The following is a 13051-nucleotide window of genomic DNA, read 5'->3' as shown; positions in this document are numbered from 1 at the left end:
GCGTTTGCCCCGGTTGTCTGGATTTACTCCAAACTAAACCTGTCATTTTCGTCTGTCTCACGGTAATCTGCCATTGAATACGGCAAACAGGACATTTCCCCGTGCTAAGACCCGAAAAATCACCCCCGCCCCGACCGCGCCCGGATATTTTACCGCGCCCGATCTATATTCGGATCAATGATGTTGCTGCCGGGCATTGTGTTGGCTCGCATCACCATGACTGGTACCAGTTGATCTATGCCAGCGAAGGCACAATGACCGTGACCACCAATGCCGGTATCTGGGTTGTCCCCCCGCAGCGCGCGGTATGGGTGCCGCCAGGTATTGACCATGCCGTCGCCCATTCCACATTTTGCCGGGCACGACATATATACATTGCCCGCGACGCCCACGCCGGCTTACCCGAAAGCTGCATGGTGATCGAGGTCAACCCGCTTTTGCGCGAACTGGTTCAGGCCGCGATAAAATTCCCTGTCGAATATAACGAACACGGCCCGGAAGGCCGGCTGGTTGATGTCTTGCTCGATCAATTGGCGGCATCGGCCCATACCACCAATCTGCACCTTCCTGCGCCCAAAGATGCGCGGCTATCGCGTATTTGCGAACAGTTACAGGCCGATCCGGCAGATAACCGCACGCTCGAGGAATGGTCTCGCGACTGTGGCGCATCCTCTCGCACGCTGGCGCGCTTGTTCCTGCGCGAAACCGGCATGCCGTTTCGTGAATGGCGACAAAAACTGCGTCTTTTATATGCGTTGGAAAAACTTGCTCATCATCGGCCGGTCACAGAAATTGCCCTGGATCTTGGCTATGAAAATACATCGGCCTTCATTGCCATGTTCCGCAAGGCCACGGGCAAAACGCCGGGAACCTATTTAAACGTGCCTCGCTGATATCACTGCACAGGGCCCAGCACAGCCCTTTTTACAAACGAACAATGCGGCGCCTGGCTAAATTTATCCAAAACACCACCTGGCGCTGCCCCAAAGCACCCCTTGTCGCAACTGCGCGACAGACAACCCTCACATAACGCCGGGTATCCTGCCAGGTTGTGTCCTAATCCTTCGTCGACCAGAACGGATAGGTTGGCGGCAGAATATTATCATCCTCCAGCTTTTGGCGGTTTTGATAACGCGATGTCGCCTCTGGTCCGTTGCGCCCCATCCGGCGCGTTTCCGAACACAAATTATGAATTTCCACTGCGTCGGCAATCGTCCAGTTGCGCGCCCTGTCCCCCTTGCGTCGCCCTGGATGATCCACACCAAAACCACCGTCCCGGCCCTTCTCGGTCAGAAGGTTTAAAAGCCGGGTCAGATCGGGCAGTGCCTCGATAACGGAATGAAGGTTCGCAAGACTATTTGAAAGCGCCCCCAGCATCTCGGACGTATTTTCAGACCAGTCGGAAAGGTTTCCCGAGGCCTCAAGGTCAGCACCGCCCCCGGTATCGCCATCAATCATATCAGCATTGGCATTGGCATTGGCATTGGCATTGGCATTGGCAAAACGATCCTGCTGATCCATCGCCTCAGCCACAAGGTTCAAACCCTCGAATTTTGTCCATGCCAAATGGTTCGGCTCACCGCGTCTGCGGCCCGGACTTATGACTAGGCGCGTGGTATTGGGCCCACGATAATTCGCCTCGCCCTTTCTACGGGTGGGATGCTGATCACCGACCGTATGCATTTTCTCCTCCTGAGAATCCGCAATACCTTAAGTTTCAGACACTTCGCTGAAACAGGATTGTTCTTACTACCTATAAGAACGACAATATTACCAAATTTTGTAGTTTCTGGATACAGTCAGTTTTCGGTACAGGCAGGCTCATGTCGTCGCGGTCATTCAGCAACCTTTCTGCAGGACCAAATCAACAAAAAGCCGGAGACCACATTCATGATCTCCGGCTTTGTGACTGGCACAAAATGTGGCTCTGCCTCCCCCGAGCGTGCCACATCCCTGCCGGTCGAGCGCGGGCCGTTTAACGCCGTAGCGTAAAGGGTCGCGCTGGAAACATCAGGATCGACGCCGCCCTTCTCCCCGGCGATCAACACCGGACCGCCGTTCAATTCGGGACATAACAGACGAATACCCGTCACGATCAGCATGATCATCGGTCGTGAGGAAAACAGGAGAAGACGACCGCGCTGTTTGCGGACGATCCTTGCCAACATTGATCAGGGCGCCGGTAAACGCTTCTAGCGAAGCACTCAGCACCTGGTCAAAGGAAGGATCTGTGACAGCACAGCCATGAAAAAAGAAAAACGCGTCATTAGCCAGGCCATTGCGCCAGTTGCGAAATTTTTCCGGATGGCGGCGCAAACACGGGGTATCGAGCAATGCTTCACCCAGCCACATGCCATGGTCACACGCCCGGCCAAATACATGCACCGTCTGCACCATTGTACGTTGCGACAACACATTGCCAATAACGGCAAGGCCGTCTTGCGATGCGCCAATCATAAAAATTTCGGCAATTCCGGCATACCGCCAGACAATCGCTTCGATATCGACCAAAGACTGATCAATGAAAACAAGGCACCCTGCACGCCCCTGGCGCGCACCAAACCCTGCTTTACGTACCGAGGCTGACAACCGTCCAACTTTGGACCGCGTCAGCTGATTAAGGGAATAATTCCCGTTATCCATAGATGCCCCCTACCTGTGGTCATCTTGCGTTATAAAAAGTGCCCCGTTCGCCGCCCTATACCTCAGGCGACTATTATTTTACTTATACCCGTATCTGTACCCCAAACTATACGACTCGTCCAGTTATAATCACTTGCGGTTACGAACCACCCCTGTTTTCTACCGAGAGGAAGGGGTGGTACCCGTATGACCACCCACCCGGCAAGCCTCACCCTTTCGAGGGTTGATCTGCCTGCATCTCAAGCAATTTTACCATCGTATATAAAACCTGGTTGGCTGGCGTCGCCACACCAAGCTCGCCGCCCTTGCGCACGATATAGCCATTGAGATAATCAATCTCGCTGGGTTTGCCCCGCATCAGATCCTGGGCGGTTGATGAATATTGTGCCGGCATCGTTTTAATAATGCCCGCCACCGCGGCACCAACATCGCCCGGCACAACAATACCAAGCCCCCCGGCAACTGCCAGGCATTCCGCCACCACATTTTCAATCACCGTCATCACGCCGTCGCCTTTTGCAAGCTCGCCATACGGCAAGCGCGATACCGCCGACAGGGCATTATAGGCGCAATTCAAAATCATTTTCGCCCACAACGCCCCTTGGGCATTTTCCGAAATATCCACCGGAATACCCGCCGGGCGCATGGTTTGCGCAATCACATCACTGGCATCATCAGGGCCAATCACCAGTTCGCCCCGGCCAAAATGGGTCACATGCCCCGCCCCGGCCATGCCAACGGCCACATAAACCACCGCAGGTACGACCAAACGGCCAATAATCGCACTTAACCGTTCAGCGTTATCCACCCCGTTTTGCAGGCTCATAACCACCGCATTATCACCCAGATGCGGTGCAATCGCCGCCCCGGCACTGGCCGTGTCGGTTGATTTGACACAAAACAGCACAATATCCGCCCCGGCTACCGCCACCGGGTCAATACTGGCCGCAAGGCCAACCGTTGTGCGGACACCGCCACTTTCAAACAAAAGGCCGTTTTTATTGATTTCGCGCACATGGGCGGGCCGGCCGATCAACACAACATCGTGGCCATGTTGCGCCAGTTTCGCCCCGTAATAACACCCAACCGCACCTGCTCCCATAACGGCTATTTTCATTTCCGGCCTCTCGCACAAATAATCACTGAATGGATCAAACCATAGCGCGCAGCGACCGTTGTGCAAAGCGGATCAGGGTTCCTTCCACCTGGCGAGACGAAAACACATCTTCAAGCGCCAACAGGGCCGCGCCAAAAAGTTCGCTTTGCCGGGCGGGCGGAGCGGCACAAATACGCAGGTTTTGTGTCGCAGCAGGCAAACATTGCTGTGCCACCTGCTGACGAATACCATTTAATAAAACATCCCCGGCCCCTGCCAGGGTACCGCCAATAACAATACATCCCGGGTTCAAAACGCTTATCATACCGGCAATGACGTCCCCCAGAATCCGTCCGCTTTGCGCCACCAGATCCAGCGCAAGCGGCTGGTTCATCGTGAAGGCTGCCATCACATCGCGGGCGGTTTTTGCCGGGGTTCCGGCGCTTGTCAAATCACGGGCCAGCGCCCACCCTGCTGCCTGTGCCTCAACACAGCCTGTTTTGCCGCAGCGGCATTGTGGCAATGTATCTTTGCCCAAACCGGCCCGCATTTGAATATGGCCGATATCCCCGGCAACACCCCTTGCCCCGCGTAACAAACGGTTTTGCGAAATAATGCCACTGCCAATTCCCGTTCCGGCCTTGATAAAAATCAGGTCCCGTTCGGTCGCAAAACAGGCGCGATGCTGATGCAGGGTCATCGCGTTCACATCATTTTCCCCATAAACCGGGGCGGTAAAGCGCTGGCTAAAAAAGCCGGCAATATCCAGGTCTTCCCACCCGGGTAAAACAGACGGACCATAGACCCGGCAATTTTCATAATCCAAAGGGGCCGGCAGGCTTAAACTTATGGCCAGCAACATTTGCCCGGCAGCTCCCCCGGCATGATCACGGCACAAAGCCTCAAAACCATCGGCGATTTGTTGCAGGGTATGCTCTGGTGCTGCGTCGGCCTGGCGGGCACAGGTGCTTTGGGCAATCATTGCGGCCGTGGCGGTTAACATCGCCAGCTGGATTTGCGTTTCGCCAATATTGGCAACCAGCACATATCCACAGGCAGCATTAAGGGCCAACACCCGTGATGGCCGCCCGCCAGTAGCCTGCATGTCGTCGCTTTCACATATCAAACCTGCCCCCAGCAAGGCATTAACCCGCTGTGTTACCGTCACACGTGACAAGCCGGTATGCGCCTGCAAAGCCGGACGCGACACAGCAATCTCTTGCGCGATCAGCGACAATATCGACCCGGCATTTGAAAGCCCGTTCAGAACCTCAACAGGGATACCCGACACCTTTTTCACCTGTAATTTTGCATCCATCCCGCCGCAAAAACCCCACAACCATCGTCGTAAACAGCTTTCTCTAACAGCAAACATTCACTTATGTATATTTTTATACATAAGTGAATTGACTTTGTCGCCAACAGTTTGGAAACTGCCGGCAACACCACCATATACAGGCGGGCAACATGGCATCTTTTATCATTGGGCTGGATTACGGAACCCAATCCGCACGGGGGGTTCTTGTCGATTGTGCGAGCGGGCAAATCGTTGCCAGTCACACGCACGCCTATCGCCACGGTGTCATGACCGAAACCTTGCCCAATGGCGCCAAACTGCCCCGTTCATGGGCGCTGCAAAATGCACCGGATTACACCGAGGCCTGCCTTGAAATTCTGAAAAAACTGGGCCTGGGCCGCATTATTGAGGGCATCGGCATTGGCTTTACCGCCAGTACCCCGCTTCCTGCCACTGCCGATGGCACGGCGTTGTCCGTTCTTTATCCCGATGAAAAACACGCCTATGTCAAACTGTGGAAACATGGTTCTGCCCAACCCTGGGCCGACAGCATAAACCGGCAGGGCGGCGACTTTCTGGCACCGTTTGGTGGCAAACTTTCGGGGGAATGGCTTATTGCCAAAGCCGCACAAATAGCGGCTGACGCCCCCGCCATCTGGGATAAAACCGAAAAATTCATCGAGGCTGGCGACTGGCTGGTATGGCAATTGACCGGGCAGGAGTGCAGAAGCCTCGGTCTTGCCACCTATAAAGCCCAATACGACCCTGAAACCGGCCAATACCCCGATGGACTGGTGCCAGAATTGTTAAATCGCCTGTCCAAACCGCACCGTGTTGGGACATCGGCAGGCAAACTCACCAAAGGCTGGCAGGATAAAACCGGCATTCTCAACCAGCCTGATATCGCTGTTGCTGTCATTGATTCCCATGTTGTTCTGCCTGCCGTGGGCGGGGTAACGTCAGGCTGCTTTGTTGGTGCCCTGGGCACATCGGCCGTTTATTTATACCTAAACCAAACCGCCCGCGACTTCCCCCCCGGCATTGAAGGCATGGGCTTTGATGGTTCCATGCGGGATCTTTGGTGTTTCGAAGCAGGCCAGGCCGGGTTTGGCGATACCCTGGCATGGTTTGTTAATACCTTTCCGTTATCGGCCAATCGCGACGACATAGCGGAAAATTTCCGGCTTTATAACGATGAAGCCAGCAAAATAACACCAGGAAGCCACCATCTGGTGGCATTGGACTGGTGGAATGGCAACCGTGTCCCCCACGCAAATTCCGCACTTGGCGGGCTGTTAATGGGCCTTCGGACCGACACCACGGCAGCCGATATTTACCGCGCCCTTCTTGAATCCTTGTGTTTTGGTGCCCGTTCAGTGCTGGAGCTGTTTCGCGCTGGAAACTTCCCGATCAATCGCATCGTACTCACCAGCGGCCTTGCACAGAACAACCCGCTTCTGGTGCAAATTATGGCCGATATCCTGAACCATTCGGTCGAAATTCCCGAAATTGACCATGCCACCGCCGTCGGCGCCGCCATTCACGGGGCTGTGGCCGCCGGTATTGTGGCCGATTACGGCGCAGGCACCCAAAAATTCGGGGCAAAAACCTGTCGCACGGTTCGCCCTGATGCCCGGCACAGCGCCATTTATGAACAGCTTTTTGCCCAATACCAAACCATGGCAAGTAACCCGGCCCTGCACCAAACCCTGCAAAATATTGACCAAATCGCCATGTCCCCGGCAATAAATGACGGTAATGCTGAAACCGGATCAGGCACGCCGCCGTCCTGATATATCGCATTCCCCACAAATACTGCGCAGGCATATATGCGCGCACCACCGCCACACGGTCACAAGCTGCGCAAAACCACACAGGCACCACACCATTCCACGTATCTCGTCATGACAACCTTCATCACAGGAATGCCCCGATGGACTATTTAAATCAGTTTCGCCTTGATGGCCGCACCGCCTTTATCACCGGGGCGGGCCGCGGCATTGGCCTGTGCACCGCCGATGCACTGGCACAGGCCGGCGCAAATATTATCATTTCCGGCATTGACCAGGCCGACCTTGACACCGCCGCCGACCAGTTGCGCGTCAAAGGCCACAATGTTCGCGCCATGCTGCTTGATGTTACCAATTCAGCCGCCACCACCGAAATTGCCGACAAGCTGGCGGGTGATGGCACAATGGTGGATATCTTAATCGCCAATGCCGGTATTGCCTGGGCCGATACCAAAGCCGAAGATATGGACGATGCCGCCTGGGCAAAGGTGCTTGATGTTAATCTGACCGGAGCGTTTTATTCCTGCCGCGCCTTTGGCCGCCATATGCTGCAACGTCGGCGCGGGTCCATTGTCACGGTCGGCTCCATGTCGGGCTTTATTTCCAACAAGCCGCAAAATCAGGTGCATTACAATGCGTCAAAGGCGGGCCTGCATCATCTGACCAAATCGCTTGCCGGGGAATGGGCGGATCGTAATGTACGAGTTAACGGTGTTGCCCCCACTTATGTCAACACGGTGATGTCGAACGTTACGGCACAAGACCCCGACTATTTCGGCCCATGGATGGAAAACACCCCCATGAAACGCATGATCGAACCCGAAGAAGTCGCGACCACCAACCTGTTTCTGGCATCTGATGCCTCAAGCGGACTGACCGGCTCCATCGTTATGGTCGATGCCGGATACACCATCTGGTAAATCCGGGATAATCGCCACGCGCGGCATATAAAACCATCAAAGGGCCGGTGATCCCGGCCCTTTAGCTTTTATCGTGCGATTATGAACGCTGCCGTTGCCGCCCCTGCATCAGAAGGGTGGTATTTTTTTCATCAAATCCGACCCGCCCTAGAGGAATGGCACCGCCAATTGCTTCACTTATCCGGGCGTAATCCTCATCATTAAATCCGCCGCATAGCTCAATCAGTTGCATGCCTTCGGCAACCATTGCCAGCGCCTCGGCCACCAGGGCATCAATATCGCCGCTGGCAAAAATCGTACTGTTAAACCCGTCCCCCGGCAGTGTTGTTCTTAAACCTCCGGGAGGATATCCACGTGCCTTGATCAGAAATGCGTATTTTCGCAATACCATACGGGGTCCTTTCATGATCGGGCCTAGCGCATTTCCTACAGTGACAGGCGACGCTGCGGCGCACAACCCCGAACACAATTTTATGATTGATCTATTTTAATTACATATTTGAAATAAAATAGAAAACAGGCACTAAAGCCGGCTTTTTATGCCCAGCTTTTTTAAAAATTAACGGCGAAATTTAGCCAAATTTTCCCCACGTCAAAATCCGCCTGACGCAATCATAAAACCCCGTCACAGCACCACCATGCCAGCTGACACATAACGATCACAGATGCAGGTTTCGCAAAATTTCAAAACTCTACTGACACAAAGCTGTCATCACGCAGCGGTTAAAACAGGGTTTCATCAGACCTGGAAAAACCATGCCCCTGTTCGCCCACGCCACTGACTGCCGACAAACAAGCGGTTTTCAGCTTGTTTGTCTTTCGGCTGTTTTATTTAGTACCGCCGGTGTTTTCACCAAAGGTGTCAGTGCCGATGCCTGGAGCATCATCTTCTGGCGCGGCCTGGTCGCAGCCCTTTTTGCGGTTATTTTGCTGGCATTGCGCGGTGAACTGCGTCGTGAAATACGCCAGTTTCGCGGGCCTGCCATTGCGGCAACATTGCTTATGGCCAGTGGTACAGCGGCGTTTGTTCCGGCTTTCAAATTAACAACCATCGCCAATGTCGCCCTGATTTACGCCGCAGCCCCTTTTTTTGCCGCCCTGCTGGGCTGGGTATTTTTGCGCGAACGCCCATCGCTTACAATTATTGCGGGCAGTCTTGCTGCACTGAGCGGCGTTATCATTATTTTTAATGGTACCCCCACGCCAGGCGACTGGTGGGGAAATATACTGGCCGGCTGGATGACACTGGTTATGGCGGCCATCACCCTTATTTACCGGCGCTGGCCCGACACACCAACAACGCTGCCCGGCGCGGCATCGGCCATTTTATTAACCCCGATTGCCGCCAGCTTTGGCGCCCCCACCGCCACATCCATATCAGAGCTGATCATTCTGATCGGTTTTGGCGTTACCTTTGCCCTTGCCTTTATCCTGTTATCAGCAGGGGCCAAACATTTACCCCCCGCCGAAACGGCATTGTTAAGCGCGCTTGAAACACCTTTGGCGCCAATATGGGGGATCATATTTTTTAACGAACACCCCACCGGCCAAACCATGATCGGCGGCAGTTTGATCATGATTGCGGTTTTTGGGTCCTATGGCTGGCAATGGCACACCCGGCGCAAACACGCCCGGCCAGCCTAAACCTCAACCGGTAAGTTGCGGCGGACAATGCCTGTCAAATCACGCCAGCGGCGCGCAAACGGGCAATCTGGTCATCACTTAACCCGCCAATTTCGCGCAGCAATTCTTCGCTATGCTGGCCCAATATTGGCGGTGCGGTTTCACCCACAATTGGCGTTTGCGACATTTTTAGGGGGTTGCTAACTGTCGGTACTTTCCCGGCCAAGGGATGATCGAGATATTTTACCGTACCGCGATGTTTAACCTGCGGATTATCAAAAACCCGGTCCAGCGTATTAATGGGCCCACAAGGCACATTCGCCGTTTCCAGAATATCAATCCATTCATCGGTGGTTTTCATTACCATGGCCCGACGTACCATCGGCACCAGATCAGTGCGGTTGGCAACCCGGGCGCGGTTGGTTCCAAACCGCGCATCATCTGCCACCCCATCCAGCCCGGCAACCTTGCAAAAACTGGCAAACTGGCTGTCATTGCCAACAGCAAGAATGATATAGCCGTCCGCTGTTGGAAAGGCCTCGTAAGGCACAATATTGGGGTGTGCATTGCCTAACCGGCCCGGCGCATTGCCAGTGGTAAGATAATTCATCGCCTGATTGGCAAGGATGGCCGTTTGCACATCAAGCAAGGCCAGATCAATATATTGCCCCAGCCCGCTTTCATCACGGTGACGCAAGGCTGCCAAAATGCCAATGGTGGCATAAAGACCGGTAAAAATATCGGCCACGGCCACGCCCACCTTCATGGGTTGGCCGCCCGGTTCATGGTCGGGCGCACCGGTCAGGCTCATCAACCCGCCCATCGCCTGAATCATAAAGTCATATCCGGCCCGTTTGGCATAGGGGCCATCCTGCCCGAAACCGGTAATCGAACAATAAACCAGCCGGTCATTCACCGCCTTTAGCGATGCATAATCCAGCCCGTATTTCGCAAGCCCGCCAACCTTGAAATTCTCAATCACCACGTCGGATTTTGCCGCCAGATCGCGAATGATCTGCTGGCCTTCATCCGTTGTCATATCCACCGTCAGCGATTTTTTACCGCGATTGGCCGACAGATAATAAGCCGCCTCGCCGGTGTCTTCGCCATCGGCATTTTTGGCATAGGGCGGCCCCCAGCCGCGCGTATCATCGCCATTGCCCGGCCGTTCAACCTTGATCACTTCTGCACCCAGATCGGCCAGTGTCTGACTGGCCCACGGCCCGGCCAGCACACGCGAAAGATCCAGAACACGAATACCGTCAAGCGCGCCGGGCATGCTAATTTATCCTTTAAAAAGGTAATTCAGGCGAAAAATGAACGAAATATGCACCGTTAAACAGGAAACGGGTTACCCGCACCATATGCAGATAACCCGTTTTCACATCACAATCAGGCGGTAAAAGCCTGAATACCGGTTTGGGCGCGCCCCAAAATCAGGGCATGCACATCATGTGTACCTTCATAGGTATTGACCGCTTCAAGGTTCATCACATGGCGAATAACATGATATTCGTCGGCAATGCCGTTACCACCGTGCATATCGCGCGAGACCCGGGCAATATCAAGCGACTTGCCACAGTTATTGCGCTTCATCAGCGAAATGGATTCCGGTGCTGCGGTGCCCGCATCCAGCATTCGGCCCAATTGCAGCGCCCCTTGCAAACCAAGGGCAATTTCGGTTTGCATATTGGCCAGCTTTAACTGGATCAGCTGGTTTGCCGCCAACGGGCGGCCAAACTGCACCCGGTCAAGCGTATATTGACGGGCGGCATGCCAACAAAATTCAGCCGCGCCCATTGATCCCCAGGCAATGCCATAACGTGCCTTGTTCAGGCAACCAAACGGCCCGCCCAAACCTTTGGCATCGGGCAGCATGTTTTCAGCCGGCACAAACACATTATCCATCACGATTTCACCGGTGATGGAGGCACGCAGCGAAAACTTGCCTTCAATCTTGGGCGCGCTCAGGCCTTCCATACCTTTTTCAAGGATGAAACCGCGGATAACGCCCTCGTCATCCTTGCCCCAAACGATAAAAACATCGGCAATCGGGCTGTTGGTGATCCACATTTTGGCACCATTCAGGGTAAAGCCGCCATCGACCTTACGGGCACGGGTTTTCATGCTGCCCGGGTCGGAGCCATGGTCAGGCTCGGTCAGGCCAAAACAGCCAACCCATTCACCACTTGCCAGTTTGGGCAAATATTTTTTGCGCTGCTCTTCGCTGCCATAGGCAAAAATCGGATGCATCACCAGCGAACTTTGCACCGACATTGCCGAGCGATAGCCGCTATCAACCCGCTCCACTTCGCGCGCGACCAGGCCATAGGCCACATGGTTCACACCCGGTCCGCCATATTCTTCGGGAATGGTCGGGCCAAGCAGGCCAAGTTCGCCCATTTCGCTCATGATTTCGCGATGGAAAATTTCGTGGCGGTTGGCTTCCAACACACGCGGCATCAGGCGTTCCTGGCAATAATCATGTGCGGCATCACGGATCATGCGTTCTTCTTCGCTTAACTGGGCATCAAGCCCCAGCGGATCTTCCCAGTGAAAATGTGCGCGGCCAGCCATGTGTGTCATCCCTTGAAAAATACGAAATCGGAAATGCCGCTACGGGCCATAAGGCCCCGTGGGCGAGACGGCGGCATTTCCGAAACTTTGATGTTTTGTTTCTAACACCAAGCTAGGCATTGGCAGTCACTTTCGCAAATGATAAATCCGCTGTAGTTTATGCAAAAAAATCATGAACTTTGGCAATAAGGGCATATCGCATGGCACGACGCATTCCGGGGTTAAAGGCCCTGTCCTGTTTCGAACAAACTGCACGACACGGCAGTGTTTCACGCGCAGCCGAAGAACTTTATTTAACCCAAAGTGCCGTCAGCCGCCAATTACAAGGCCTTGAAACCTGGTTGAACTGCAAATTGTTCATGCGAAAAAAGCAACGGTTGATCCTGACCCCGGAAGGTGAAGACTATTTACAGGCCATTCGCCCGGCCCTGGACCAGCTTGAAACCGCCACCCTTAAATTACTATCGGGGGGCAGTGATGGCGGGGTGCTGACCATTGCCGCCCCGCCCACCTTTGGCAGCCGCCGCCTGATCCCGTTTTTGCCCGATTTTCGCGCCCGCCACCCCGATATCGTCATCAATTTCATTTCGCGCATCGGCATGCCCGATTTTGACCGCGAACAAATTGATATCGCCGTTCTGTTTGGCAATGGCGACTGGAACGGGCTGGAAGCCCAACGGCTGGAAGGCGAAGACATGGTCCCGATATGCAGCCCCGGCCTGATCGCCAATATGGACCACACGCCCAAACCCGACGATTTACGTCAGTTTTCCCTGCTGCATATCGCCACCCGCCCCAATGGCTGGCGGGACTGGTTAAAGGCCGCCAATCTTGAAGGCATTGATGGCGAAAACGGCCCGAAATTTGAACATTTCACCATGGCGATGCAAGCTGCCATTGCCGGGTTGGGGGTGGCATTACTGCCGACATTTGCCATTGGCGATGAAATGGCCAATGGCCGCATCATCGCGCCCTTTGGCCCGCCACGCGCCAGCCCGCACCATTATTTCGCCGCCTGCCCGCAAAGCCGGGTCCGCACCCCGAAAATTCGTGCTTTCATGAAATGGCTGGCTGACCGGGGGCAAAACTGAAACGCCATAAAACA

The 13051-nt window shown here is 54.5% G+C and carries 12 protein-coding genes; 5 read left to right on the top strand and 7 right to left on the bottom strand.

Going from position 1 to position 13051, the window contains the following annotated elements:
* The first annotated feature begins 101 nt into the window (after window positions 1-101).
* On the top strand, window positions 102-893 hold the full coding sequence (locus J4E05_RS13575) for an AraC family transcriptional regulator (protein WP_349596439.1): 792 nt from the start codon (window positions 102-104) through the stop codon (window positions 891-893).
* Between the two features lie 163 nt (window positions 894-1056).
* Here the strand turns inward: J4E05_RS13575 and J4E05_RS13570 are convergent, their stop codons facing one another.
* From J4E05_RS13570 to J4E05_RS13555, 4 genes are all read right to left on the bottom strand, one after another.
* Window positions 1057-1683 carry a hypothetical protein gene (locus J4E05_RS13570; protein WP_349596436.1) on the bottom strand — a complete coding sequence of 209 codons (627 nt, stop codon included), beginning with the start codon at window positions 1681-1683 and terminating at the stop codon, window positions 1057-1059.
* Window positions 1684-2010: 327 nt separating this feature from the next.
* Window positions 2011-2643, bottom strand: coding sequence for a DUF4347 domain-containing protein (locus J4E05_RS13565; protein WP_349596434.1), 633 nt, complete (start codon window positions 2641-2643; stop codon window positions 2011-2013).
* A gap of 208 nt (window positions 2644-2851) precedes the next feature.
* Entirely contained in the window at window positions 2852-3760 is a 909-nt protein-coding gene (locus J4E05_RS13560) for a ketopantoate reductase family protein (protein ID WP_349596431.1), read from the bottom strand.
* 34 nt (window positions 3761-3794) lie between these two features.
* Window positions 3795-5030, bottom strand: coding sequence for an ROK family protein (locus J4E05_RS13555; protein ID WP_349596428.1), 1236 nt, complete (start codon window positions 5028-5030; stop codon window positions 3795-3797).
* Between the two features lie 176 nt (window positions 5031-5206).
* On the opposite strand from J4E05_RS13555, the gene J4E05_RS13550 reads away from it, so the two are divergent.
* Together J4E05_RS13550 and J4E05_RS13545 are read left to right on the top strand one after the other, a co-directional pair.
* Window positions 5207-6829 (top strand): FGGY-family carbohydrate kinase, encoded by a 1623-nt coding sequence (locus J4E05_RS13550; protein WP_349596425.1) that lies wholly within the window; start codon window positions 5207-5209, stop codon window positions 6827-6829.
* Window positions 6830-6969: 140 nt separating this feature from the next.
* Window positions 6970-7746, top strand: coding sequence for an SDR family NAD(P)-dependent oxidoreductase (locus J4E05_RS13545; protein ID WP_349596422.1), 777 nt, complete (start codon window positions 6970-6972; stop codon window positions 7744-7746).
* A gap of 79 nt (window positions 7747-7825) precedes the next feature.
* On the opposite strand, the gene J4E05_RS13540 is transcribed toward J4E05_RS13545, so the two are convergent.
* Entirely contained in the window at window positions 7826-8152 is a 327-nt protein-coding gene (locus J4E05_RS13540) for a DUF6506 family protein (RefSeq protein WP_139835433.1), read from the bottom strand.
* 350 nt (window positions 8153-8502) lie between these two features.
* Here J4E05_RS13540 and J4E05_RS13535 point away from each other — a divergent pair, with 350 nt between their 5' ends.
* Entirely contained in the window at window positions 8503-9390 is an 888-nt protein-coding gene (locus J4E05_RS13535; protein ID WP_349596419.1) for a DMT family transporter, read from the top strand.
* A gap of 34 nt (window positions 9391-9424) precedes the next feature.
* Here the strand turns inward: J4E05_RS13535 and J4E05_RS13530 are convergent, their stop codons facing one another.
* Window positions 9425-10648, bottom strand: coding sequence for a CaiB/BaiF CoA transferase family protein (locus tag J4E05_RS13530; protein ID WP_349596416.1), 1224 nt, complete (start codon window positions 10646-10648; stop codon window positions 9425-9427).
* 113 nt (window positions 10649-10761) lie between these two features.
* Window positions 10762-11946 (bottom strand): acyl-CoA dehydrogenase, encoded by a 1185-nt coding sequence (locus tag J4E05_RS13525; protein ID WP_210402793.1) that lies wholly within the window; start codon window positions 11944-11946, stop codon window positions 10762-10764.
* A gap of 200 nt (window positions 11947-12146) precedes the next feature.
* On the opposite strand from J4E05_RS13525, the gene gcvA reads away from it, so the two are divergent.
* Complete coding sequence (gcvA, locus tag J4E05_RS13520; RefSeq protein WP_085587148.1) at window positions 12147-13037, top strand: transcriptional regulator GcvA; 891 nt, start codon at window positions 12147-12149, stop codon at window positions 13035-13037.
* The last annotated feature ends 14 nt before the right edge of the window (window positions 13038-13051 follow it).

It is taken from the genome of Thalassospira sp. NFXS8 (assembly GCF_040148805.1).
Taxonomy (GTDB): Bacteria; Pseudomonadota; Alphaproteobacteria; order Rhodospirillales; family Thalassospiraceae; genus Thalassospira.
This window is presented reverse-complemented; position numbering and strand designations above follow the sequence as displayed.